A 25613-nucleotide genomic window follows, 5' to 3' on the forward strand; every position below is an offset into this window, starting at 1 on the left:
ATTGAGGATAACGCTAATACTGTGAACTGCTTTACTAAAACTGCTTTCATAAGGTCTGTGTTCCAAACCGATGACGCATTAAACCAGTACGGCTCATAAATAGCAAGCTAATATATCACACTAATAGCATATAAGTTTGTTTACAGATAAAAATCAGTCATTTGAACTATACATTTTTGTTAAGTCAGACCATAAGTCGAGATGGTTAATAACCGAAAGTCATCACTGAACACCCTAATCCAATGACTCATACGTACCAAACCTGATTTAAACTCGTTGTGCTTATGCTCTGCAATCCTTGTTACCTTCTATAAAGCTTTTTTAATAGCAATCCGGCAGTCAGACCTTTCCTTTCTGGTTGCATATCCATTCGCTGTTGGGTCAGTAGATAAAACTCAGCTATAAAAAATTAAATATTTTTGATCTGAGGCAAAGAAATTAGGGGCGTGATAAGTAGCCTATAGCCGCAAATTGACAGGATTAACTGGAGGTCAATATGGTTAAAGTCTATGACAGAAATAGAAACCAAATTCGCCCTGGGCATCGCGTTATGGTCGCACAGTCAGGTTTGATTGATGTTGCGAAGGCAATACATGCTGATGGACTCTCTGATATTGAGGCCGAGCGCGCTCAGTGTGTTGAGTTACAACACGCCTGCGAACGTTATGTGCCTTTTGATCTAGTTCGTCTTGGCCAATAACGTCCTTAATAAGATTTCAATCTCTCATCTGACTTTACTCTCGTAACCACCAATAAGGCCGCCTGCATTACAGTGGCCTTATTGGTTTATTACGCCGCTATCACTTATGGCAGATTACAGGCCGGCTCAATAGCCTCGACGACTTTCTTCTGGAACGTCGCTAAGCGGCACAGTTTATTTTCACCTTCATTTTCGCAACCAGGAATATCGATGCTAACCATTCCGGCTGGGTTAATCGACAAATCCAACTTCTCCATATTTCTCAGCTGATTTAGCGTTTGGTAGAACATTTTAATCGCCACGAAGCTTTGTCCATGCTGATCTCGCCAACGTTCAAAAACTAATCCACCTCCCGGAGGGGTATTATCCGGCTGCAGCGGTAATGTCCAATTTAAACCCAGCATTCCGGCAACATTTGCAATATTGGTATCGTGGCCACCTAGAATAAATACCGCATTGTTATCGGGTAATTGAGTATTGCTTAGCGTTTTTTTAGTCGCGGGCTGTTTATCTAGCCCAGCCTTTCCCTGCTCAGGCTGTAAAAGCGCCACATTTATCTGTTGTAATAAAGGAGTTCCTTTATGCTGTGCTATATAAGGAGTTTTGGCCATGAGATCGAATTGCGAGTTATGCAAAAGCATCAGAGTCTGCCAATCCTCTCTCGTCAGCAAACGATGCCAGGCCACTATCGGCATACCCTGCGAGTTTTGTAGCAGAAATATTTCAGCCAGCGTAGAAGACAAAGCAACCGGGCCACTCAATGAAGCCTTGCTGCCTTCCTGATTTACCTGAACTTCGTTAGGTGATAGATCGGCAAAATTACAATCCATCCCTTGCTTTTCCATTTTCTGACAATATGGGGAAGCAGAAAAATTGAGTACCTTCCCCATTAAGGCCAGGGATTTAGCATAACGTTGACTTAATGTCGTGATAGGTGCGCCAAGCTTCTTTTCTATTGCTTCCTGCGTTTTTTTTGCATTTAAAGCGCAGATACCAGCCTCAACGGGATGAAACAAGGGATCGATCTGCTTTAAGTTCTTCTGATGAAATATTTTAAATCCACACTGGGGAGCAATTCCGTCTATTAACGCCTGACCAGTTAATAAAGTACGCTGGTCAATATCTGAATAAACGTAAACCTGCCCCTCAGCCGGGCATCTTTCCTTCGGCAATAATCCGGTATGACGGAAATATTGTCCGTAGAAGTGTCCCATTATCTTAACTAGGTGCTCACCTCTTGGCGTAAGATACCCAGCTTTGACCGGCCATTCGGGCCATTTATCGGGCGTGACCTCATTCATCAATTCCGTTTGCTTAGTTGGCGATCGCACGCCATGGCGGCTCAATATCACCACTTTTTCCAGCGTATATCCCACTTCTTCCGCCACTACTTTTGGGATAGTTATAGCACTGCCGATAAATGTTAATATCATTGCAGATAAGCTTAGCTTCCGCTTTATCGTTATCATTCCCCCGCTCCACTCATAATAAACTTTATCACGAGGAGTATGGTTGAGAACTGTGATTACAACAACATGATTCACTAATATATTTAAAATGCGAATGTATATTATTTTTTATTAATGAATTTGCCCCATGTTAGATAATGACATGCTTTGTTATTTATAGCCGGCTTCTGTAACCTCCTTACTATTAAGGTGATGCAATTGTTGCATCTTCGCTAACATATTAATAATTTCAACTATCCAATTCATTCTGGTCTTATATTTAATTTAAAAGCCAATGCAAAATGCAAAATGCAAAATGCAAAATAATATTGCCAAATTTAAATGGTTAAAATAGCCCCCCTTTAGAATTTCGTGTAATCTATGATTTACAATTTAAACAAAAGTTTACAGATAAGAAAAACAATCCATACATGGAATATGACCATGAACCTATTTAAATTATTGATTATTAACTAATTTATTTTATTTAAAATCACCTTGGCCTATTGATGATTACCTGTCATCATCAATATATATAGAATTTCCTTTCTGATATTGACCAATGAACTTATTTGGGTTCAGAATACTCCTGCTAACAAGGGTTTTTTAGCGTAAATATAAATTGTCCTTGGCAAGGTAGAGATAAAAAGGAAAACAGTATGTTTAATAATTCATTTAAAAAAATCGCACTGACAAGCCTATTACTCTCCGCTGCTGCAACCACCTTCGCAGCAACGACTCCCGCAGATATGACTTGTAAAGAGTTCCTTGACTTAAATCCTAAATCTTACACCCCAGTTGTATTTTGGGTGTTAAATGACACCACGGAATATAAGCAAGGTGACTATGTAGATTTCCAGGAAACTGACACGCTAGTCACACCGAAAGTCGTTGAAGTTTGCAAGAAATCTCCAGAGAAAAAAGTAACCGACCTCAAACAAGACATTTTGTCATTCGCTAAAAAACACATGTAGTAAAAAAGCACTCACCTAATAATGGGTGAGTGCTTTTCTTTTTATAATACTATTTTTAGTTACTGACTAAAGCAGCCAGACTTTTCACCTTAAATTATTACCAGGCCTTCACTGCATCGCCATGGTAAATTTTATCTGCTGCGGCCACGACTTCATTGGTTTGATAAGCTTTAACCAGATTTTTGATTTTCTCGCTGTCTTTATTATCTTCACGAGCGACAATAATATTGACGTACGGCGAGTCTTTATCTTCTACAAACAGACCGTCTTTCTTAGGCGTTAGGCCAATCTGACTCGAATAATTAGTGTTAATTACGGCAAGAGCCACGTTTTTATCGTCCAGTGAACGCGGGAGCTGCGCGGCCTCAATCTCGACGATTTTCAATTTTTTCGGGTTTTCAGTAATGTCCAGAGAGGTAGGAAGTAAACCAACGCCATCTTTCAGCTTTATCAGCTCAACTTTTTGTAATAACAGCAGCGCACGACCGAGGTTAGTTGGATCATTCGGTACAGCAACCTGAGCATTATCTTTCAATTCAGCCAGCGATTTTATTTTTTTAGAATAGCCAGCAATAGGATAAACAAAGGTAGTACCAACAACCGCTAATTTATAGCCCCGCTCCGCAGTCTGGCGATCCAGATAAGGCCGGTGCTGGAATGAATTAGCATCTATATCGCCAGTGCTTAACGCTTCATTCGGTAAGACATAATCCGTAAATGTCACCACTTCCACATCGAGATTGTATTTATCTTTAGCCGTTTTTTTGACCACATCCCAAAGAGGCTGATCGATACCTGCGCTAATACCAACTTTTATATGATTATCGTTCTTTTTATCCGGGCTACATCCGGTCAAAATTAAAGCACCGAATAACGAAAGGGCTATTGTCGAATATCTTAATGTCTGCTTCATTCGATGCTATTCCTTAATTAAAAATTAATTGCGATTCTTATCTATGCTATACGGTGCTGGATTGGCTGGTTCAAAATAATATTACATGTAAAATCTTAAACAACATAGATGAATAATGTATATCTTAATACCTAATTTGCATGCATTTTCATCAAGTTAAGCCACGACCTATCTGGCTAATTTTCGAGCGATACCGTGCAAATATCTCAATGAATAAAAAAACTGGGAAATGGAGCTAAATTGTTTGCTATAGATAGGCCTAGAGTGTCTCATCGATATCGTTGACCGATGATCTACATAACTAAATACATCCCTCCGGTTGAGGGAAATAACCGAAGTGCCATTAGTAATCTATTGTTGATTGAGAATAATGCAATAGGGTGGGATTAACTATTCCTGTTTATTAAACAACAAAGCCTCGTTCAAGCGAGGCCTTCTAGTAGAGATACTGGCTAATTTATTAACCTTATTTAGTTCATTTTAAATATTTCGTGCGTACGTCAGTTGTTTTTATCTTTATAGACCAACGATTGCCATAGGATAACGTAGTTCCAAAGGATATTTGCACTCTTGTTGATTCAAACCATGACAGCAAAACCGAAACATTAGCTCAGTTCTTATGTTGAGATTTCCGTTTATCGCGTAACTCTAGTTTATGTGTATACATAGAAGAATCTGCAACAGCTAGTAATGCTTTTATTGTAGTGAACTTATCAAAATCGCAGTTAGCATAACCCACGCTGAAACAGATATCATACCCTCGTCGTTCACGACGATTTCTTTGCTCTAAGGCAATTTTAAAGCGACTGAGTATGTCCACCATATCTTTGCAGCTAGATGCCGTCAGTAGCGCCACAAATTCATCTCCCCCTAGGCGGGCAACGATGTCAGTCTCACTGAAGAATAGTTGCAGTTCGTCCGCGAAAGTCATTAAAGCTTTATCACCTTCGGCGTGACCAAAATTATCATTGATCGCTTTAAAATTATTAAGATCAAAAAACACGACGCTGGCCGGAATATTATTATGTACGCAATAAGTTAACGCATGTTGTGCCAATATTTCGAAACCGCGTCTATTGGTCAACTGCGTCAACTCGTCAATAGTAGCCAATTGTACCGCGGCAATTTCTTGCTCAGCCATTTTTGCCAGATCACATAATAGCTGCTGATCGGTTTCATCCAAAGAGCGCGGCTCTACATCAATCAGACACAAAGTGCCCAGCTTACTACCGTTTGGCACCACTAACGGGCAACCCGCATAAAAACGAATGCCCGGTGCATCGATCACCAAGGGATTATCGCAAAAGCGCTGATCGGTTAACGCATCGGGCACCATCAAAATCCCCTCTTCCAAAATCGCATGACCGCAAAACGAGATATCTCGCGATGTTTCCGACTCGGCCAGACCTACGCTGGATTTAAACCACTGGCGGTTAACATCAACCAAGGATATCAAGGCAATAGGGACATTAAATAAGCGTTTTGCTAGCCGAGTGATTCGATCAAAACGTTCTTCGGGAGAAGTATCAAGAATATTATAAGCGAGCAGTGTCGCAATACGAGCGTTCTCATTCGGAGGTTTAGGGGGAATTTGCATCTTCTTATGCTCCTTTAGTTTATCTATTTAGCTTAGCAAAGATAGACCAAGAAACTTGAAGGTAAAGTAAGTTACCGTGATATAAGCAATTAAATTCCATAGGTTAAAGCGATAAGTTATATCACCGCCTGTTAGCAGACTTTTTTTCTATAGCGGTTACAGAAACTTCCAGATTGGGCGCTAAACGTTTTCTGAATAGCCCTGGATATTCCTTACCTATTCTTCCGACAGCAGATTTTTCAAATCAGCAGCAATGGGCGGGCATATCTAGCCAAGTGCGCTTTCTGTCTGAGTAAGCTTTCCGGGTCAAGCGCCTGAGTAATTATTCCTCTAAAATATCAGTATGTAAGAGGGTAGGTTAGATACCAGATTGAATGATTTCATTAGTCGCTTCCGCGCCGTTTTTGAATCCTACGCCTTCTATTGTAGAGATTCTTTTTATTCGCCCCCAAGCGTTAATTATCTCTTAGTCCATATTTAAGTAGCCGCGTGGCTCGCGCTATAGGTTATATGAAAATTCAAAGTCTACTATAATCTAAGTAGTCCTATTGGATTTTACTTATAAACAAAACACCGCTCATCATTTTTACTACCCAAGCACGTAGCCCAGCTAGCCATTTGTGTTACATCGTAGGATAAGCGATTACCGGGCGCTCGAGTGAAATAATATTTCACTGATTTTGGACACCTATTGACCGAATAAAAAAGTGAAGTCGCCCATAAATATGGCAGCCCGACATATCGACAATAGACTAACTGTGATGCGGGTCGCTGAAAAAATCTCGCCTAACTGATTGAATAGTGGCGGAGAGAGAGGGATTTGAACCCTCGGAGGGGTTTCCCCCTCAACGGTTTTCGAGACCGTCCCGTTCAGCCGCTCCGGCATCTCTCCGTGCTTATAGTTGCCATCATGCTCTTTTTTACGGCATGTTTACAACATCCTGCCTTGGTACCCAAGAAATCACATTGCGAGCGACACGATGATGAAGTGGCTGTGGAAAGCAAATCAACCGCAAGCGGAAGTGCTGATGCAATGGCATGAAGCACTGGCTATTCCTTTACTTTCTCCATTGGATGAAGCGGAGCAGCAACGGTTAGTCACCGTCGCCAGCCAGATTTTACAGCAGAAACGTATGGTACCTTTGCAGGGCTTGGAGTTAACCGCACTGATGCAGGCTCGTTTGGCGCTGTTATTTGCTCTGCCGGTGATGGAACTCGGTGCGCGGTGGTTAGATGGTTTTCACGAAGTCCTGATCTACCCTGCCCCATTTATCGTAGAAGACGACTGGCAGGATGATCTGGGGCTGGTGCACAGCGGCCAAACGGTGCAGTCGGGACAAAGCTGGGAACAGGGGCCGATTGTTTTAAACTGGCAGGATATTCAAGATTCTTTCGATCTCTCCGGCTTTAATCTGGTGATTCACGAGGCGGCTCACAAATTGGATATGCGCAACGGCGGTAATTCCAACGGCGTCCCTCCCATTCCCATGCGTGACGTCGCGGCGTGGGAATTCGATTTACACCGCGCAATGGATAATATTCAGGACGAGATTGATATGGTCGGCGTTGAGGGAGCCAGTATGGATGCCTATGCCGCTAGCGATCCGGCGGAATGTTTCGCTGTGCTTTCAGAATATTTCTTTAGCGCGCCGGAGCTTTTAGCCTCACGCTTCCCGGCAGTTTATCACCATTTCTGTCGGTTTTATTTGCAAGACCCCCTCGCCCGTCTGAAAAGATGGGAAAGCCAGCTGACAGAGAGCTAACGGTAATTTTTCATCTGATTTCAATATATTGACGAATTTTTCAACGCTAGCATTTGTTTTTCCAACCGAATCTGCATTTTTTGCTCAGATGCTGAGCAAACGCGCATTTCTACTGAATTTAGCGTTGACAGTTCAGGTGCCTCTGGATATTATGCGCCCCGTTCACACGATTCCTCTGTAGTTCAGTCGGTAGAACGGCGGACTGTTAATCCGTATGTCACTGGTTCGAGTCCAGTCAGAGGAGCCATATTAGAGAAGCCCGATTAAGGAAACTTAGTCGGGTTTTTTGCTTTTCATCGGTTATACCGAAAGCCTGCGCTATTTGAAACAGAAAAATCATACGGCCGGTAAACCCAGCCGCACGGCAAAGATACGCCTGTGAAAAGAACGATACCTCTGCTCGATGCCAGTTTTCAGGACGGCGGCGCGACCACTTAGCGACCTTCACACGCTATGGGACGGAACCAGTATGGGAGATCTCCGACGACACCGCGCGCAACTGGCTGAAAGAAGCCTTAGGTAATACCCGCAATCTAGGTATTGAGTTCTCCATTGACAGCATATCCCCATACTTTCAGACACAGTTAAGACGGAACTGACCCGTTAGAATTGGTTGCTGGCGTTGGCATTACCCATAAATATAGGAAGCCCCGGAGCCCGTAAAAATATGAGTATCTCGATGAAAAAGGTGAGAAAAGGACGTGGACAGGCCAAGGGAATACACCTAAATGGATCGCTGAACAACTGGCCTGTGGTGAAACACTTTAAGAGTTTGAAATAAAGTATTATCTTGCTTTTATGAGCACTAATGAAAGTTATTAAAAGCTCTCGACATGACGGTGGCGTCGGTAAGGTTGTAGAACAATTCGATATAATCGAAGCTATCCGCCTGGGCCATGTCTCTGGTTTTAGAGATTCGATTTCTAATACGTTCTTTTTTAGGGGCTGAAGAACAATTCTACCAGCAGCTGCCACGTCGACTTATACTCGGATCCGGTTATTGTCCCAGCAGAACCGTTGCCAGTCATCGCTACCATACTGACAGTTCTGGGATCCTGTGTAAAATGACGCTTTCCGCAGGTATACGCCGCCAGACGGCCATCAGCAATACGTCCAGTGCAAGTTCACGTGACAGCGTCGGTTTCATTGAGCAACCTACCAAATTACACGCAAAGAAAAGATCGATGACCACGAACATGTAGAGCCAGCCTTGCCAGGTGCGCGTAGCTGCGATCGACCAGACATCTTGGTGATCGTTGATGAAGCGGTACCTTAGTCTGGCTCTCTTGCAAAGTACCGCGCTACCTTTTTCAGAATATCTCGTTCTTCCTCAGCAAGTTTAGGCTGCGCTTTCAGTTTAAGCATCTCTGTTCTGGCCTCTAGTAAACCCACCGAAATAATTCAGGTGATAGCCTGAGCGCAGTAGGAATCCCTATCATTGAGGGCAGGAAGGATGTCAAAACTTCAAAACTTCAAGTTTAATGTTCTTGGTTAATTTCTTCGAAACTTGCTTTGGTGACAAACCAAAATATCGTTTAAATTTTGAACAAAAATTCGATACAGAATAAAACCCACTTTTATAAGACACTTGTGAAATTGAAAGAGATGAATTTCTTAATAAACTTAAAGCATGGTTCATTCTTACATCTAATAATATTGCTGTGAATGTTGTATTCTCCATTTGCAACTTACGTTTTAAGGTTGCAGAACTTATACCTAATAAGTCTGCAGCCTTATTTAAGTTACACCCCGCGTGTAAGTTATCATATATAATACTATATACACGCTCTCGATAACTTATGTTAAGTACTCTTTCAAGCGATTTGATGAAACCTTGTTCTGATAAGAAAAAAGAAAGCAAAAATATATTGCAGCCCACCAAGAGCGAAACATAACGCGCCTACTTTTTGCCATCGGATTTGTGCCAGCATAGATTTCTTTTTGCAGTAAGCTTGACTGTCATCCTAGCGAAGAGCGCCCCTAACCGCCGTGTTTCTTTCGCAACCAATAACCTATTATCCTGCTTTTGCCAGGCATGCTTACGGCAGCGCCTCGATATTGAGTACAAAATCGGTAAATCCATGTTTGCCAATCTTATAGAGTCAATGCCCTTGTCTGAATTGACTAAAAGAGAGATTTATCCTTTTTGGGGAGACATTATTTGGGCCACCGCCGTTTTATCTGCATTACAACGCGCCAACGATAGATTTAATTCTTCCACATAACCGGGATAGTCCCCCCACTTTGTGACGTTAAATAACGGGGGATCATGGGGCAATAGCAGCGCTTTCGGTACTATTGGCTGCACCGGGCAGGCTTTGGCCAAGTGCTCGTTGCTGCAACCGGATAACAGCATCAGGCACAGGCTCCCGAGCGCAGCGGCTATTAGCCAGCAGCCCCCGCATTTGTTGTTCGATCGCATGATATTTCTCCTCTGCCTGACGCTGAGTTATGGCATTAGTGGTTAACGCCTCATCCAGTGTTTTCATCTGCTGGTCATATCCTTGCAACCGTTGCAGATAAAGCTGATTCTGCTGCGTCAGACTGATATTTTCAGAATTCAGTAATGTCGCGGTCTTTTTCAGTTGAGCAACCCACAGCCCGCCAACCAAAACCGCAAATAGCGTGGCAAGTAGCAGACCACGTTTCAAAACACTGAGCAGACTCATGGATACTGCATCCTCGGCAACTCAAAGTGCGGCCCATCCTTAAGCGTCGTCCAGTCACCGCCCCAGATCACAGGAATTTGTAGTTGCTTCGCCGCCTGTTTCATCGCCGCTGCAACCTGAGCAAACGCTCCCCAATCGTTCCAGGGAATCGTGTTGTTGAACCAAGGCGCCAAATCGACCGCATGACCGGTAAGATGCCGGCTATTGAGCGTTTGGCTCTTGCCATTAAGCACCATTTGCCGTTGACGTGCGCTATCACGCAGCCCTTCGATAACGCGAAAATCCACCTCGGACAATTTGAGTGCCAGGTACACCACCCGAACGAGATCCGGGTGTATGCCTTGTAGATTGCGTTGACTGATTTGACTAAAAGTAAAGTTACCCACGATTTTTCTCCGGACTCCCCAAGAAACGCCGCCACAGGTAACTCAACGCCGTACTCCCCAAGGTGCCAAATAAGCCTGCAATAGCAAAAGTCATGTAATGACTACTGCCATTTTCAAAGCTGAGTAATCCCCCCAAAAGGCCAGTGAAGCTTGAAATAATGATCTGACTTATTATTCCCATCCAACTCCAACTCCCCCTGTGCCCTTGCATATCCATGAGATATCTCACAACACCTCCCCAAGCTGAAAAAAGGCCAATAATTAACCAGGTAATTGCCTGTGTATCAGTCGGAATCTTTAACGTCATATCCCCTCCCCATCCTGTTCTTCACGGCCTTACGGGCCAGCGAACAATCGTGTTTTTCTGATTTCCGTACTGTTTAAACCACTGGGGATCATTCGCCATTACGGCCTCGTCCCTTTAATCTGGCCGTCACCAGCCTTTTTCCTGATAATTTTTCATAGCCCTCCCCATTCGTGATAAATAGATCTTGGATGCTGAGAAAGCAGATAAAAGCAGCAAAAATATAAATCCTGCTCGCTGCCATTAACGGATTCCGTTGGTGTTTTAAATACAAAGAACAAAGAATTTATTTTGTCTAACTGAAGGTTTTCATTGAACATCCATTTTATTCATCCAGGTAACCTCAAGCCCGTTGATTTGAGCTAACGAACATAATCTAATCGATATTTATAGTTTTTTGATACTTAGTAATTGAATTTTATTTTTGTGATTAATTACATAAAGACAACAAACCAACCTCACCATCTATAAGCAACTTAATTAATTATATGTGTAAAATTAAATACTTTATAATCAGCTTGAATAGCAATATAAGAATTATATTACTCTCTATTATTGATGCTAAGCCGCAGTTAACGTCAGAATGACGCAGGCTCAAGATTAATATAAATCTGCGTCTATTGGATTTAGTCATTTATGAAGATAATCACTCTACTCACCCACACTTACCTGATGATAAAAGCAGCAATGAAGTAATATCTGAATTTTCGAAATGACAGAGAAACTCTGTAAACACAGGGGACAAGCGTTCTATTTTTGTACATGTATTTGTTCATATTATTGAACAATTAGTTCAATCGAATAAGAAGGATCAATAAGATAAGCTCAATATCGCTATGTTTAATTAAATAATAAGCTAATTACACTGGCTAAAGAAATATAAAAAAATAGCAGCAAAGCATTACAACAACAACTTATTACGTTATATTTGGTAAAAATATGAAGCTCATCAATATTAACAAACAATAACCAAGGGTAGCCTTACAAAATTACTTTTGTTGCGATATATTGCGGGCATTCTAATTTTAAGGAGGAGTAGTTATGATGTATTTTGTAGTGGCAGATGAAAAGATTGTGTATAGCCTGAAAGGTAGTGTAGAGTTAACGAATAAAGAGTATTTATTATTTATCGCACTGGTTAATCATGCGTCAAACGGTCAGCTAATAGATAGGGATGATTTACTCACTTTGATTTGGCCAGAAAGAGAGATGACGATAAACAATAACAACATCCATCAACTATTCAGTCGATTAAAAAAGAAAGTCGTTCTAATTAGTGATGATTTTGAATTACAATCTTTGCGAGGGAAATCTTACAAAGTAAACAACAAGAAGAACATGTCCGTTCGTTATATTAATCACAACTCTATCTTTTACAGATCCATCAAGGTTATATTTTCACTATATAGGAAAATTTTTAGACGAAATACTTTTCGGGATAATGCCGACACACTTTAATTATCGCAATAGAGTTAATTGTTTCCGCGATTTTATAAGGTGTTGAGCAGCCAGGGAGATAAAAACGTATGTTAACTTATTATAAGCATTCAAGGGAAAACCTAGGGAGAACCTCCAGTTACATCGCTGATTTTTCGATGATTACCTATAACAATAAAAAGTCAAATCTAGAATGAGATTGGCTAACAGCATTCATTAACAACACCAGACTACCCCATCGCAGTGACAGGATGAACACCACTTGTGTCCTTGTAAATTTATTATCCAGTGTGAAACGTTTAAAACAGAGGGTTCGGAATGACGCCAGACATTAATTCATCTTCTGCCGTACCCACGCAGAGACACCGGAGCTTCAGGAATAGAAACTCTGAGTCCAGTTTATATCAGCCCATAGAGCTTAACGATTTAGTTTTGGCATTAAAAAAGCCGAGACCACAAGGTTTCGGCTTAATTGAACCCATGAGGAAAAACAAGGGCGCAAAAAGAGGAGACAATCGCGGTTAATAGGCCACAAAAGTACGCACGTCAGTTTCCATCAATTTAAAACAGCCTTGAAAACGACGCCCTGCCTTAAATTCCGGACTCAGTTCTCGCAATAACTCCAGTTCAAAGCGGCCTGACTCCAGTGAACATCCCACCAGACGCACATCCAAAAAATCAAAATAGCAGCGTAACTGCGGATAAATCGCTTTAAACAGACTTTCTTTGGCAGAAAACGTCAGCGTCAGCATTTTATTAAACGGCAGCGGTCCACGTTGTAATTGATGGTGCTCTGCATCGTTAATAATGCCCGGCCAGATTTCGTCAATCCGATCCGAACCAATCCAGCTTTCTACATCTAACCCTATGCCACTACCGCCGGCAGAAAGGCGTAACGGAATAATTTGTGCCGCGCACAATACCCGGTTGTCATTATGGCTCAGGGTGCCTTGGATGCCGTCTGGCCAGCAGGGCGCGCGGTCGGGGCCGTTTTCCAAATGGTAGTCCCTCGGGCCAAGCATATTGAGTACCTGCCTGGCAACAAAGCGCCCGGCCAGATACTCCGCTCGCCGCTTGGTGACCGCCTTTTGCAGGCTGGGAGGAAAGGCAATGCCGTATACAGCAAACAGATTGTCCTGATAGGCATGGACATCAAAATCACATTTCCCCAGTAATCCCTCATAAGGTGCCTGACCATTTAGGCCGACAGCCGGGATGGAGGAGAAGGCAAAGTTCCGAATAAAAACAGGGTTCACAGGATAATCAGACCAAATCGCCAAAAGGGATTTTATAGTAGTAGCTGAGGAGGATGGTCACAATAAACATGCCGTGATTTATGCCGCGTTTTAAAGATTAATTACCCGTTTAGCACTAAGTTTGCGCTTTGACACCGACATAACCACTTTTATAACATGGCTATAAGGCGTTAAAGTTCGCATAAATACTCTTAATGAAACACTGAATGCAAGTCTGAACGCCAAACGGGCGCTGGATACACACCAACGCCCGTAATTTCTGTTTGCGAGTTACATCCACAAACTCATTAATGGCCAGCCTACCAGCAGTAGCATGGAGATATATAACAGCCCCATAATGCCGCCTAATCGCCAGTAATCTTTGGATTTAACGTAGCCGCAGCCGTAAATAATCACGCCGGGGCCGGTCGCATAAGGCGTTAATACACCCATAATACCGATGGATAACACCAGTAACATCGACAGATGATCCATAGGTACGCCGAACAAACCTTTCCCTACCGCCAGAATGACCGGCAGCATGGTTGCGGTGTGTGCCGACAGGCTGGCAAACAGATAATGTGAGAAGTAGAACACCAGCACTAACGCCGCCACGGTCATTTTGGGTGAGAAACCGTCCAGATGCGTGCTCATGGTATCGGCAAACCAATCAATAAAACCGGAACGAGTTAGCCCGCTAGCCATAACAACTAACGTCGCCAGATTGACCAGCGTGTTCCAGGCGCTCGAATATTGCGTAATCGCCTTCCACGACACCACCTGCAACGCCAGCATTAGGGAAACCGCCAGCAGACACACTGCCGTCGCATTAATGGCCTTGGCACCGAAGACCCATAAACACAAACTCAGCAATACCAATCCTATTAACGTCATTTCCTTACGCGTCAGCGAACCCATTTCCTGTAAAGCGGTATTGGCCCAGGTAGACACTTCGCTGCTTTTAGTCACGCCCGGTTTGTACAGCACGTAAGATAACCACGGAGCTACGATCAACAAAATCAAGCCTACCGGTAGGAAAGCGAGGAACCATTGCATCCAGCCAATATGAACACCGGCTATTTTACCAACAAATTCAATGCCTAAAACGTTAGGTGCCGCACCGGTTACAAACATGGAAGAACTGATACTGGTGCCGATAACCATCATCCACATCAAATAACCGCCGATACGGCGCGAGGACGGATCGTTGGGGAATGAATCAAACAGCGGCGGCAGGTTTTTCACTACCGGAAACACCGTACCACCGGTTCGGGCCGTATTCGATGGCGTGAACGGCGCCAGCAGAATATCGATGATGACGATGGCATAACCCAGCGTCAGCGTGCGTTTCCCCATAAATTTGACCATATACAGAGCAATGCGTCGGCCTAATCCGGTTGCCTCATAGCCGAGGGCGAAGATAAAGGCACCGAAAACTAACCACACCGTGGTACTGGAGAAACCGGCCAGCCCCCATTTCAGCGCTTCTTTACCGGATTTAAAGCTACTATCGGCCACTTCAGCCGGCGAGAATAGCACCCAGTCGGCAGATAATACGCAGACCGTCACAGCGATAAAGCTTATCGCCGTCGCAGGAATTGGCTCTAAAATCATCCCGACAATCATGGCAACAAAAATAGCAAAATAGCGCCAGGCTTGCGGTGGCATACCTTCTGGTGTGGGAATTAATAACAAGATCCCTAGAACAATAAAGGGAGCAAGGGCTTTCCATATCTTCTCTTGTGACTTCAACATAGAGATACTCCTATAGCATTGTTATTATTGTGTTTGTAAGGTGGACGATCGGGAATATGAGCCAAAAACCAGGTTAAAATCAGCAGATCGGCACTTCCTCCCGGACTCAAATTTCGAGCGATACATTGGGCATCGAACAGGCGCAGCCGAGCCTTTGCCAATGGCGTTTTAATGCCACCGTTAGCCAGAATCTCCGCAGCCTGATGTTGCAGCCAGTACAGCCCCGCCATGCCGCCACGAGACACCACATTGGTATCACCGTTAACCGCCATCAGTTGCAGCAGGGTTTCCAGCAAGGCGCACTCCTGATCTATCCCTTGATTTAACAAGCGTTGATACACCGGCAATCCGTGGGTTAATACGGTAGTAAAGCCGGATTCTGCCTCTCCTCTGGCCCCTGTTAGACCGTGTTGAGTAAACAGACGTTGACCTGCAGTTTGTTGCAGATTTCTGCGTTGTAATTCCCTTTCCGTCAGTCCGCAGCACAGTTGGGCGGCTTCCTGGCAAACGGCATCTGCGCTGATAGCCACGCCTCTGGCGGACAAACGCCCCAGAGCACAGCACAGAAGCCCGAGGGAAAACACACTACCTTTATGGGTATTAACCCCACCGGTAGCCTGGAACATGGCATTTTCGCAGGCTAATCCGAGCGGGCGCAGCGCAGACAATGCCGCCTCTCCCTGCAGGTGCTCAGTGGCTATCCCTTGCTCGATAAAGCGAGAAAACCAAGGTGCAATAGCCTCGGCGCTGCGATAGAAATCATCCAGATTCATATCCTTATGCGCACCGGTGTTAAAGCGATCCACCAACCCCGGCTTCGGCGTTAGATTGACCTCAGCCAATAGCGCGAAATAGGCCAGATCGGCATAGTCCTGTAGCTGAAAAGTCAGCGGGAATGCGTTATCAACAGGCAATAGCGGCATCGAGCATCCACTCCATTTGAACTAACAATTCATCCACTGAATGTGTTCGCTCCCGACCACACACGTTGGCCGGGCGGTTGCACAACAGACAACGACGCGGAGCCAACCCCACATCCCCACGGGACAAAATCCGTCCGTGGCTATCTAACACATCGATATCCCACAGCCGCCCCAACGGGTGCTTCATCTCAAGCAGTAGCGCCGCATCTTTTACCGCTTCAGCGGGTTGATTCAGAGCAATTAACCCTTCACAACCGGTCGGTAGCGGGAAAGCCTCCTGCGCCAAGGATTCCCAACCTTGTTGCCGCGTCAGCTCCGTCACCGTTTGCCATGCCCGCCCAAAAATTCGGCGAGTTAACGGGCTGTCTTTCAACGCCCCGGGGGCAACCACGGTGAGTGAAATCAACGTAGTGCCATAACGCATCAGCCATGCTCGCTGGCGGGCATAGCGTGCCTCCCGGCTAGTTAATAACTCCGGCAGGCTGATATTCCGATTCGCCGCCAAACCCGGTGAAAAGATATCCATCGCTTATTCCTGAATCTGATGCACAACGTCGATAACGCTGCCGTCGCGATAGCGCACCACCGCCACCACTTTGTCGGTGTAAGCAATGGCTTTCGGTTGACCGGTGAGTAGCAACGCTCGTTGATATAACCAATCAATAGTGACGACCTCCAGCCCAGCCTGCTGCAAACGCTCGGCTAGCTCGGGGCGCGCAGGATTGACAGCAATACCATGATCGGTAACCAAAATATCTACGCTGGAGCCTGGCGTAACGCAGGTGGTCACAGCATCAACCAGCGTAGGAATACGCCCGCGAACCAATGGCGCAACGATAATCGCCAGCCGTGCAGCCGCGGCGGTATCGCAGTGCCCGCCAGAGGCTCCGCGCAGCACACCGTCAGAGCCGGTCAACACATTGACGTTAAAATCGGTATCGATCTCCAGCGCACTCAAAATCACCACGTCCAGCCGATCGACAGACGCGCCTTTGGAGCTGAAATTGGCATATTGATTAGCGCTGATTTCAATGTGATTGGGATTTCTCGCCAGTGAGGATGCGGCCATGCGATCGAAACTCTGCACATCGAGCAGCTTTTCGATCAGCCCTTTTTCGTGCAGGTCCACCATGGTGGAGGTGATGCCGCCAAGAGCGAAACCGGCCTTAATATTGCGGCGGCGCATTTTATCCTCGAGGAAGCGGCTTACCGCCAGCGATGCTCCGCCGGTGCCGGTTTGCACAGAAAAGCCATCGTTAAAATAGCCGGAGCCAGCGATCACCTCCGCCGCACGGCGAGCAATCAGCAGTTCCCGAGGATTCGAGGTCATACGGGTAGCATCTGCGCCGATCTTATCGGCATCCCCTACCTGTTCCACCTGTACGATCAGATCAACCCGATCCTGGCCTATGCTGGCTGGATTATGTGGATAAGGAACAATAACTTCTGTCAATAACACCACTTTACCGGCGTAATCGGCATCCACCTTGGCGTACCCCAGCGAACCGCAACAGGCATTGCCTGTGTAACCGTTGGCGTTACCGAACGCGTCGCAGGCAGGAACACCGAGGAAAGCCACGTCGATCGCCAGCTCGCCGGATTCGATCAAATTGACCCGCCCACCGTGGGAATGAATTTGTACCGGTTCTGCTAGCAACCCGCGCGAAATGGCCTCTGCCAGTGGGCCACGTAACCCCGAGGTATAAATGCGGCTAACCACACCTTTACGGATGTGATCCACCAGCGGCGCATGGCACTCACTCAGAGAACTGGATGCCAGCGTCAGATTTTTGAATCCCATCGCAGCGATGGCATCCATCACCAGATTCAATGTCATATCGCCCGCGCGAAAAGCATGGTGGAACGAAATGGTCATGCCATCCTGCAAACCAGAGCGACGAATCGCCTTTTCCAGTGAGCTACACAGCTTGATATCCCTCGGTTTTTGAGCCTGCAAATTGGCTTTAGACGCTTCCCGATAGGACGTGACGGTCAGATTTGGGTTTTGACTTAGGGCATCAACCCGTTGTTGGCGTTTCATGATTAATTCCCTCTTATTCGTCGCGTAAACCGGAAAGCACAGCTCGTTGCAAGACTGCCCTAGCGCGTTCAATCACCGGGCTATCCACCATTTTGCCGTTCAGCGAAACCACACCCCGCCCTTCGGCTTCTGCCGCTTCAGCGGCGTCCACCACCGCTTGCGCATGGCGCACTTCTTTTTGTGTCGGGGCATATAGGTTATGGAGCAATTCGATTTGGCGAGGGTTAATCAGTGATTTGCCGTCAAAACCCAACTGTTTGATTAACGCCGCTTCTTGTAGAAAACCGGCTTCGTTATTGGCATCGGAATACACGGTATCGAAGGCCTGAATTCCCACCGCTCGCGCCGCCTGCAAAATGGAGCAGCGGGCAAACAACAGTTCAACACCTTCTGCGGAACGTTCGGTACGCAAATTGCGCACGTAATCCTCAGCGCCCAGAGCAATACCTATCAAACGAGGAGAAGATTGGGCAATCGCCAACGCCTGAGTAATCCCCTGAGCGGATTCGATAGCCGCCAGCATACCGGTACTGCCGGGTTCCCGGCCGCACTCCGCTTCGATACGTGCAATTTCACTTTCCATATCAATCACATCTTGCGCATCATCGGTTTTCGGCAAACGGACGATATCGGTGCCACCGCGAACGACCGCCTCCAGATCGTCCAGCCCGTAAAGCGAATCCAACGCATTGACTCGAACAATGGTTTCAACCTCCTGATATAAAGGATGCTGTAAGGCATGGAAGACCAAACGGCGTGCTGCATCCTTTTCCCGCAGAATCACCGAATCTTCCAGATCGAACATGATGGCATCTGCCTGATAAATAAAAGCATTACTGACCATCGCCGCATTGGCGCCGGGAACAAACAGCATGCTGCGACGCATTCTTTGCTTCATCTCTGGTTTCATGATTTTTGGCTCCAGGGCAGGTGCGGCAGGTCACAGGCTCTTAGCAAGGCTGTCTCCAAACGGGCGCGAAGTACGCAATCCAACGCCCCTTTATCGTCAATAATCACTTGCACCTGGGTTAATCCCAGTTGATCCAGTAATGCCAATACGCTGGCGCGAATGGCTTCTCCGAACTGTTTCTCCACACTGCTGTTGATCAGCAAATCCACTTCTGGCAGATCGTGGGGGGCAATTCGCACCATGACATCGCTCGACTCCAAAGTGCCGGCGACCGCTTCTCGGATAATTTTCATTATTCACCTAATTGAAATACAGATTTGTTGACCGCGCTGACCGGCGCTTTTGCAGGCTGAGCCAGCAGTCGTTGTAAGTAGTGGCAGGTCGCGGCAGGTACCAGCTTGCTAATGGTGTCCTTATCCCCCTGCGCCAGTAATTTGCGTACCCACGAGGCAGAAATAGCGGTTGCGCCATATTTCAGGCGCTCGATCTCCACCAGCTCGATGGACGGATAAGGTAAATCGGGGGTTTCCAGCCAGTAACTCATATCCCGGTTATATTTGGCGGTTACGGTGCAAAATGGCTCAGTGCCGACAAAGCGGTGAGTTATTCCCAAGGCCGGAGCCAAATATTGACGAAAGATTTTCAGATCGATTTCGGTATAACAATCGTCGGCCACCCCCTGATCTTTTATGAAATAGCAGGGGAAAGTAGCGCGGGAAATCATATATTCCGAACCGGCGTGCACGGTTAAATTGGCAATATCTTTTGTGCCGTTCAGTACCAGTTGCAGGCGATCTTGATAAGGAAAACGAGAGTTATCTTCTTTGACTAAAAATAGATGTAACCAATCGCACTGCGCCGCCGCTTGCCGTACCAAATATTGATGCCCCAAAGTAAAAGGGTTGGCATTCATAACGATGGAACCTATTTTCTTGCCCGGCTGGCGTAAGGTCGAGAGCTGGCGCGCATAGCGAGACAGACGGCAGGAACTGTTTTCCATCAACACCACAATGCCGGGCACACTGGCAATCGGGTAGAATCCACACTGTTTAAATAAGGACTGATTCTCAATTTTGGTGTAGATAAATAAGTGGCTGTGGTGCCGTTCATAGGCCAGGTTGACGAGTTCAGTTGCCAGCGTTAGCGCCAGCCCTTCCCCTCTCACCTGCTCGCTAATGGCAACACATTTAATAATATTCCCAGCAATTCCACCGCAGGCTACCAATCTTTCATCTACTGAGACGGTAATAAACACCTCAACGGAAGTATCAATATTTAAGTCGTTTTCACGTAAAAAATGCGTTATTTCCACAATCCTTTGATGGTCTGAACGCTTAATTATCCTAAATACCCTATCCATAATTTTCTCTCTGGAATAACCATTAAATAACAAATAAAACACAATAAACATATGCAATTAACAGATGAATCATGACTTTTTATTAAAAGTATAAATGCAATTAACGCATTAAAATTCTTATAAATTCTTATTCTTACTTTTTGAAAGCCCTGTTCCGAAATATATGCTAAACATAAAAACTTCTCGGTTAATTGACCTAATTCACAGTTAATTTAGTAAATATAATTTATTTTATGATTTTAATTGATTTAATTAGAGATAATGTTTTTTTATTTGCATTAATCATTTAATTTAAATTATGTTACTCGTCGTTTTATTTGATTCAGCCATAAAAGGTGAATAACGTGCTTTCTGGTAAAGCCCATTTTTTTAAATGGCGTGGATTAAAGAACATTGCCTTCCCGCTGCGCATATTTTTAATGCTATTGGTTTTCTCCGTTATCCTGATCGGGGCAATGGATCGCTTTCTAACCCATAGTTTCGAACAATATCTGATCAATCAGGTCAGTAAAATGGCCATGAATCAGGCCAAAATTGTTGCCTCTATGGACTCCGTGGTTTCTGCGGTCAAGCAGCGAGACCAACAACGCTTAGCCCAAATTGTTACACGGCTAGGCACCAGCTCCGATTTTGACTACATTGTGATTGGCGATGCCAATTCCCGTCGTCTTTACCATCCTAATCCGGACAAAATCGGCCTGCCGATGCAGTGGACTAAAGAAGGCGCACTGGAACGCGGCGAGAGCTACATCATCTATGGCAAAGGATCGATGGGGAAAGCCATGCGGGCTAAAACGCCGATCTTTGATAGCGATGGCAAAGTTATCGGCGTAGTGTCCCTCGGCTATCTAATCAGTAAAATCGATCACTGGCGTTTGAGTTATCTCACTCCCCTCACCAGTTATTTTGTTATTATTTTGATTACCCTGTTGTTTCTTGCCTGGTTGTTTTCCAATCATATTCGTCGTCAAATGATGGGAATGGAACCAAAGGAGATCGCGCGGGTACTTCGTCAGCAGGAAGCCCTGTTTGGGGCGGTGTTTGAAGGACTATTGGCGGTAGATCCTGAGGGCAAGATCACGGCAATCAACCAAAACGCTCGTAAAATGTTACGGGTATCAGCCACGCCATATCAATTGGTTGGCCGTAGCGTTAGCGAAGTGGTTTCTCCGGATCATTTCTTCCTCGATCGGGAAGGCGGAAACCGACAGGATGAGTTGTGTACCTTTAATGGGTTAAATATCATCGCAAACCGTGCCGGTATTTGGACTAATGATATTTTTCAAGGCTGGGTGGTCAGCTTCCGCAGTCAGGATGATATTTATACCCTCAGCGCACAGCTCAGCCAGATAAAGCAGTATGTTGAAAATTTACGTACCGTTCGCCATGAACATCTCAACTGGATGTCCACTCTGAGCGGATTATTGCAAATGAAGGAGTTTGATCGCGCGCTGGAGATGGTAAAAACCGAATCGTCCTCCCAGCAGGCGCTCATTGATACCCTGCGCGATACCTTTAAAAACCGGCAAATTGCGGCACTGTTGTTTGGAAAATACCATCGAGCCAAAGAGTTGGGGCTGAGCTTAACCTTTATTCCCGGCTGTCAGTTGGGCATACTGCCTGTAACTCTAGGTGAAAATGAGCTAGCGGCAATCATCGGTAACCTGCTGGATAACGCTTTTGAAGCCAGTCTGAAGAACCCTGATGGAGATAAAAATATTGAAATGTATTTATCCGATGAAGGCCATGAGTTGATTCTAGAAGTCGCCGATCACGGTTGCGGTATTGACCCTGAGCTGCAAGACAGCCTGTTTGAGCGCGGTGTCAGTTCCAAACACTCAGAGGAACATGGTATCGGCTTATATTTGGTCGCGACTTATGTTCATCAGAGCGGTGGCACCATCACCGTTGAGAAGAACCCACCGCAGGGTACTTTATTCACGGTCTTTATTCCAAAGACCTATGATCTCAAAAGCTAGGGGATCCCATGGAATGGCTTAACATTTTAGTGGTGGAAGATGAAACGCCACTGGCAGAAATGCACGCGGAGTTTATCAAGCAAAGCAATTATTGCCGCCAGGTATGGTTAGCCGGAAATCTACAGCAGGCGCGTAGCATGGCGGCACGTTTTAAACCGGACTTGATCCTGCTGGATAACTACCTGCCCGACGGCTCTGGGCTAGAATTCCTGAGGGAACTGGCTCTTGAAGGCAGCAATTTCGGTGTCATTTTCGTCACCGCAGCCAGCGATATGGACACCGTTGCTGAAGCATTACGCTACGGCGTATTCGATTACCTGATAAAACCCGTGGCTTACGAGCGGCTAGAGCACTCTCTGGAACGCTTTAGTCACCGGCATCATGCTTTGCAGGAAGGCGATAAAGTCAGCCAGCGCCAAATTGACGCAATGTACAACACCTACGCCCGGGGTACGCAAAAATCGGTATTGCCCCAGGGTATCGATCAGCTCACTTTGGATAAAATTCAGGCTTTATTCGCCGATAGTGATGCCGAGTATACCGCCGAAAACGTGGCCGTGACCTTAGGGCTCAGCCGCACAACCGCTCGGCGTTATCTGGAATTCTGCTCTGCAAACAATGCGCTACAGGCGGAAATCATTTACGGCAAGGTTGGACGTCCACAGCGAATTTATCGCGCCAAAACGCTGGGTTGATCGCCCTTCCATCCCTCTCCGGCAAGTGCCGAAATCCTACGGACGCCAGAGGGGGGTGCCTCTCCCCTTCGATCATTCTTCATTTTAAATTGTTAACCTCTCAACATTTTCACTAACAATTATTGCCCAAACAAGAATTGATAAGCATGATGTTTATAACTCTCCCAAATTATTACAAAGTTATGATAAACGTCGCGCTGATTGACGACCACGTAGTGGTTCGTTCCGGGTTTGCTCAATTATTATCTTTAGAAAAGGATATTCGCATTGTCGGCGAGTACGGCAGCGCCGCTGAAGCCTGGCAAAATCTGCTAACCACCAATGTTGACGTTGCGGTTCTGGATATCTCTATGCCGGATGAAAGTGGGTTGAGCCTGCTCAAGCGTCTGCGCCAACAGCATCCGCAGTTTCGCGCCATTATTCTGAGCATTTATGACACCACCGCCTTTGTGCAAAGTGCGGTCGATGCCGGAGCCAGCGGTTACCTAACTAAGCGCTGCGGCCCGGAAGAACTGGTGCAGGCAGTGCGATCCGTTAGCGGCGGCGGGCTGTATCTGTGTGCCAATGCGCTGCAAGCGCTGCGCCACATGCCTCAGCAACCTAAGCAGTTGAATGTCTTAACGCCTCGGGAAAAGGAGGTGTTTCAACTTCTGGTCAGCGGCGTTAGCGTAAAGTCCATTGCCGATCAGCTCGCTCTCAGCCATAAAACCATTCACGTTCATCGCGCCAATATTTTGGGTAAGTTGAACTGTGAAACAACGGTCGAACTGGTTCACTTTGCACTACACCATCAACTGCTGACCGCTCACTGACATGCTACGGCTCCGCTCACTGGGGATTTCGCTATTCTTAGCGAGATCCTTCACCCTCAGTTGACTGGCTCTTTGGACCATCAGTTTTTACCTGAGCGATGAGAGCCAGAACGCCACTATACTGCTACCGCAAGGGTTACGTTTGGCGCCGCTGATCTTATATGTGGATAGCTAAACGTTCCTACGTCACCATTTCCGGTAACTCCTCTCGCGCAGACGTACAACCGCTACCGGTGATACTGGTTTGGGGTACCACGGCGATGCTGTATGTCGGGATCGCCTTTAACATCTTGCTGTCCGGCTGTATTTTCTACGGCAGTTTCACCATCCACTGGGGCGCGGATGACACTCTGCCGCTGAATAACTTTACTCAGCTATTAGGTCGGGGCTTCAGCGACGAACAAACTTTTATTGACGGTGAGGATGTGACTGACCGTTCCATCCAGCAACGGGATATTGGTGTGGTATTCCAGTCCTACGCCCTGTTCCCGCATATGTCTCTAGGGGAAAACATTGGTTACGGTCTGAAAATGCTTGGTCGCCCAAAGGCTGAAATTAACGATCGGGTGAAAGAAGCGCTGGCGGGTGTGGGCGGTTTTGCCGATCGTTATGTCGTTCAAATTTCAGGCAGCCAGCAACAGCGTGTGACCCTGGCTCGCGCTTTGCTCCTAAAACCCAAGGTACTGTTATTCAACGAGCCGCTAGTAATCTGGGTGCCAACCGGCGCCTCAGCATGCGCGATAAAATTCGTGAATTGCAGCAGCAGTTTAATATCCCTTCACTGCATGTTACTCACGTTCAAAGCGAACCCTTTGCCGTTTCAGACACCGTATTGGTGATGAATAAAGGCAAAATCATGCAAATTGGCGCTCCACAGTCGCTATATCGTCAACTTCAACCCGCACCGGGGGACAGTTATTTTCTGCAGATTCATCCCTACGGGCATGTTCGTTTTAACCGACCATAAAGCCTATTTGCTCATTGGCCATACACGATGGCCAGCCTTAACGGCGCTCGCAAAGGGATTACAATCTGCTTGATATGCAAAAAAAGGCGGGTTATGGTGCGAAAAATGACAAAATCTCAATAAGTTGCGCATTCTATGAGCAAACGATCGAAATTAACGTATTCCCCTTTGACATCCCCCTCTCACCTCGCTATTATTCGCCCCGTTCACACGATTCCTCTGTAGTTCAGTCGGTAGAACGGCGGACTGTTAATCCGTATGTCACTGGTTCGAGTCCAGTCAGAGGAGCCATATTAGAGAAGCCCGATTAAGGAAACTTAGTCGGGTTTTTTGCTTATGTGTTTTACGTTAGGATCTTTTTGTGCGGTTTATTTACGTTTACACGAAACCCGACGGGAAAATTTAAACGCATCACAATCGCTGAATAATAGTATTCATTATCAATAAGTTTATATATTCCTTCCAATTTAAAATCTAGCATTATGATTAAGCTAAGATAAATCCCAACGCCGAATACATTCATTTTTCTTTAGATCAGAAGCTGGCTATCGCGATGAAACAATAACGGATTGTAATCAAAAAATTCTTTTCTTGATAATATGTTAGCAGTGATTAGAATCTGTTTGATTGCGGATTGGTAGTCATTAATTGTGGTCTCTTTTATCTTACTATTCGTGTCTCTGTCAGCCGGGAAATTCAGCATGCTATGCTTGATATATCCTTAAAATAACGTTTTTTGGAGAGT

The 25613-nt window shown here is 45.7% G+C and carries 21 protein-coding genes, 3 tRNA genes and 5 pseudogenes; 13 read left to right on the forward strand and 16 right to left on the reverse strand.

The features are described from left to right. The first annotated feature begins 496 nt into the window (after positions 1-496). Positions 497-700 (forward strand): putative selenium delivery protein YdfZ, encoded by a 204-nt coding sequence (gene ydfZ, locus DBA33_RS08780; protein WP_049597160.1) that lies wholly within the window; start codon positions 497-499, stop codon positions 698-700. A 104-nt stretch (positions 701-804) separates the two neighbouring features. Here ydfZ and DBA33_RS08785 read toward each other — a convergent pair whose 3' ends face one another. Further along, the gene (locus tag DBA33_RS08785) at positions 805-2169 is read right to left on the reverse strand and encodes an AppA family phytase/histidine-type acid phosphatase (RefSeq protein WP_120806269.1); all 1365 of its coding nucleotides are present in this window, start codon (positions 2167-2169) and stop codon (positions 805-807) included. Positions 2170-2807: 638 nt separating this feature from the next. Between DBA33_RS08785 and hdeB the strand changes: the two genes are divergently transcribed. Then, positions 2808-3122 (forward strand): acid-activated periplasmic chaperone HdeB, encoded by a 315-nt coding sequence (gene hdeB / locus DBA33_RS08790; RefSeq protein ID WP_064517573.1) that lies wholly within the window; start codon positions 2808-2810, stop codon positions 3120-3122. Between the two features lie 97 nt (positions 3123-3219). Here the strand turns inward: hdeB and metQ are convergent, their stop codons facing one another. From metQ to DBA33_RS08805, 3 genes are all read right to left on the reverse strand, one after another. Next, positions 3220-4035: a methionine ABC transporter substrate-binding lipoprotein MetQ gene (gene metQ / locus DBA33_RS08795; protein WP_064517570.1), complete on the reverse strand. Its 816-nt coding sequence runs from the start codon at positions 4033-4035 to the stop codon at positions 3220-3222. Positions 4036-4645: 610 nt separating this feature from the next. Then, positions 4646-5632 carry a sensor domain-containing diguanylate cyclase gene (locus tag DBA33_RS08800; protein WP_064517567.1) on the reverse strand — a complete coding sequence of 329 codons (987 nt, stop codon included), beginning with the start codon at positions 5630-5632 and terminating at the stop codon, positions 4646-4648. 802 nt (positions 5633-6434) lie between these two features. Beyond that, positions 6435-6524, reverse strand: a tRNA-Ser gene (locus DBA33_RS08805). An 88-nt stretch (positions 6525-6612) separates the two neighbouring features. Between DBA33_RS08805 and mtfA the strand changes: the two genes are divergently transcribed. The 3 genes and pseudogenes from mtfA to DBA33_RS20905 all read left to right on the forward strand — a co-directional run. Continuing rightward, positions 6613-7395 carry a DgsA anti-repressor MtfA gene (gene mtfA, locus DBA33_RS08810; protein ID WP_064517565.1) on the forward strand — a complete coding sequence of 261 codons (783 nt, stop codon included), beginning with the start codon at positions 6613-6615 and terminating at the stop codon, positions 7393-7395. 171 nt (positions 7396-7566) lie between these two features. Then, a tRNA-Asn gene (locus tag DBA33_RS08815) sits at positions 7567-7642 on the forward strand. Positions 7643-8079: 437 nt separating this feature from the next. Then, a pseudogene (locus tag DBA33_RS20905) lies at positions 8080-8163 on the forward strand (H-NS family nucleoid-associated regulatory protein); the annotation flags it as partial. A 37-nt stretch (positions 8164-8200) separates the two neighbouring features. Here DBA33_RS20905 and DBA33_RS08825 read toward each other — a convergent pair. From DBA33_RS08825 to DBA33_RS08845, 4 genes and pseudogenes are all read right to left on the reverse strand, one after another. Continuing rightward, positions 8201-8781 (reverse strand): annotated as a pseudogene (locus DBA33_RS08825) (DDE-type integrase/transposase/recombinase); the annotation flags it as partial. Positions 8782-9662: 881 nt separating this feature from the next. After that, positions 9663-10064, reverse strand: a complete 402-nt coding sequence (locus DBA33_RS08835; RefSeq protein ID WP_120806272.1) for a hypothetical protein — start codon at positions 10062-10064, stop codon at positions 9663-9665. Beyond that, positions 10061-10450, reverse strand: a complete 390-nt coding sequence (locus tag DBA33_RS08840) for a M15 family metallopeptidase (RefSeq protein WP_064517560.1) — start codon at positions 10448-10450, stop codon at positions 10061-10063. The genes DBA33_RS08835 and DBA33_RS08840 overlap by 4 nt, the downstream gene beginning before the upstream one ends. Beyond that, entirely contained in the window at positions 10443-10757 is a 315-nt protein-coding gene (locus DBA33_RS08845; RefSeq protein WP_064517557.1) for a phage holin family protein, read from the reverse strand. Before DBA33_RS08845 ends, DBA33_RS08840 begins: the two co-directional genes overlap by 8 nt. Before the next feature lie 1038 nt (positions 10758-11795). On the opposite strand from DBA33_RS08845, the gene DBA33_RS08850 reads away from it, so the two are divergent. Then, on the forward strand, positions 11796-12212 hold the full coding sequence (locus tag DBA33_RS08850) for a helix-turn-helix domain-containing protein (RefSeq protein ID WP_120806274.1): 417 nt from the start codon (positions 11796-11798) through the stop codon (positions 12210-12212). A gap of 500 nt (positions 12213-12712) precedes the next feature. Here DBA33_RS08850 and DBA33_RS08855 read toward each other — a convergent pair whose 3' ends face one another. The 8 genes from DBA33_RS08855 to citC form a co-directional block, all read right to left on the reverse strand. Further along, complete coding sequence (locus tag DBA33_RS08855) at positions 12713-13447, reverse strand: 4'-phosphopantetheinyl transferase (protein WP_064517552.1); 735 nt, start codon at positions 13445-13447, stop codon at positions 12713-12715. A 270-nt stretch (positions 13448-13717) separates the two neighbouring features. Continuing rightward, complete coding sequence (locus DBA33_RS08860) at positions 13718-15181, reverse strand: anion permease (RefSeq protein WP_064517549.1); 1464 nt, start codon at positions 15179-15181, stop codon at positions 13718-13720. Next, positions 15175-16104: a triphosphoribosyl-dephospho-CoA synthase CitG gene (gene citG / locus DBA33_RS08865; RefSeq protein WP_064517545.1), complete on the reverse strand. Its 930-nt coding sequence runs from the start codon at positions 16102-16104 to the stop codon at positions 15175-15177. Before citG ends, DBA33_RS08860 begins: the two co-directional genes overlap by 7 nt. After that, a complete protein-coding gene (gene citX / locus DBA33_RS08870) occupies positions 16085-16630 on the reverse strand; it encodes a citrate lyase holo-[acyl-carrier protein] synthase (RefSeq protein ID WP_064517540.1) in 546 nt (181 codons plus the stop codon). The genes citG and citX overlap by 20 nt, the downstream gene beginning before the upstream one ends. 3 nt (positions 16631-16633) lie before the next feature. Beyond that, entirely contained in the window at positions 16634-18145 is a 1512-nt protein-coding gene (gene citF / locus DBA33_RS08875; RefSeq protein ID WP_064517537.1) for a citrate lyase subunit alpha, read from the reverse strand. A gap of 13 nt (positions 18146-18158) precedes the next feature. Continuing rightward, on the reverse strand, positions 18159-19055 hold the full coding sequence (locus tag DBA33_RS08880; RefSeq protein WP_064517534.1) for an aldolase/citrate lyase family protein: 897 nt from the start codon (positions 19053-19055) through the stop codon (positions 18159-18161). Next, positions 19052-19348 carry a citrate lyase acyl carrier protein gene (gene citD, locus DBA33_RS08885; protein ID WP_064517531.1) on the reverse strand — a complete coding sequence of 99 codons (297 nt, stop codon included), beginning with the start codon at positions 19346-19348 and terminating at the stop codon, positions 19052-19054. The genes DBA33_RS08880 and citD overlap by 4 nt, the downstream gene beginning before the upstream one ends. Next, positions 19348-20415, reverse strand: a complete 1068-nt coding sequence (gene citC / locus DBA33_RS08890) for a [citrate (pro-3S)-lyase] ligase (RefSeq protein WP_064518541.1) — start codon at positions 20413-20415, stop codon at positions 19348-19350. Before citC ends, citD begins: the two co-directional genes overlap by 1 nt. A 344-nt stretch (positions 20416-20759) precedes the next feature. On the opposite strand from citC, the gene dpiB reads away from it, so the two are divergent. From dpiB to DBA33_RS08915, 7 genes and pseudogenes are all read left to right on the forward strand, one after another. Further along, the gene (gene dpiB / locus DBA33_RS08895; protein ID WP_276148116.1) at positions 20760-22394 is read left to right on the forward strand and encodes a sensor histidine kinase DpiB; all 1635 of its coding nucleotides are present in this window, start codon (positions 20760-20762) and stop codon (positions 22392-22394) included. Between the two features lie 8 nt (positions 22395-22402). Further along, positions 22403-23089, forward strand: coding sequence for a two-component response regulator DpiA (gene dpiA, locus DBA33_RS08900; RefSeq protein WP_064517528.1), 687 nt, complete (start codon positions 22403-22405; stop codon positions 23087-23089). A 182-nt stretch (positions 23090-23271) separates the two neighbouring features. Beyond that, positions 23272-23901 (forward strand): response regulator transcription factor, encoded by a 630-nt coding sequence (locus DBA33_RS08905; RefSeq protein WP_064518533.1) that lies wholly within the window; start codon positions 23272-23274, stop codon positions 23899-23901. 1 nt (position 23902) lies between these two features. Beyond that, positions 23903-24061: pseudogene (locus tag DBA33_RS20910) on the forward strand (MASE1 sensor histidine kinase); the annotation flags it as partial. Further along, positions 24060-24299 (forward strand): annotated as a pseudogene (locus DBA33_RS20915) (iron ABC transporter permease); the annotation flags it as partial. The pseudogenes DBA33_RS20910 and DBA33_RS20915, both read left to right, overlap by 2 nt. A gap of 9 nt (positions 24300-24308) precedes the next feature. After that, positions 24309-24793 (forward strand): annotated as a pseudogene (locus DBA33_RS20920) (ATP-binding cassette domain-containing protein); the annotation flags it as partial. A 290-nt stretch (positions 24794-25083) separates the two neighbouring features. Next, positions 25084-25159: transfer RNA gene (locus tag DBA33_RS08915), tRNA-Asn, on the forward strand. The last annotated feature ends 454 nt before the right edge of the window (positions 25160-25613 follow it).

It is taken from the genome of Yersinia sp. IP36721 (assembly GCF_003634395.1).
In the GTDB taxonomy this organism is placed as follows: Bacteria; Pseudomonadota; Gammaproteobacteria; order Enterobacterales; family Enterobacteriaceae; genus Yersinia; species Yersinia entomophaga.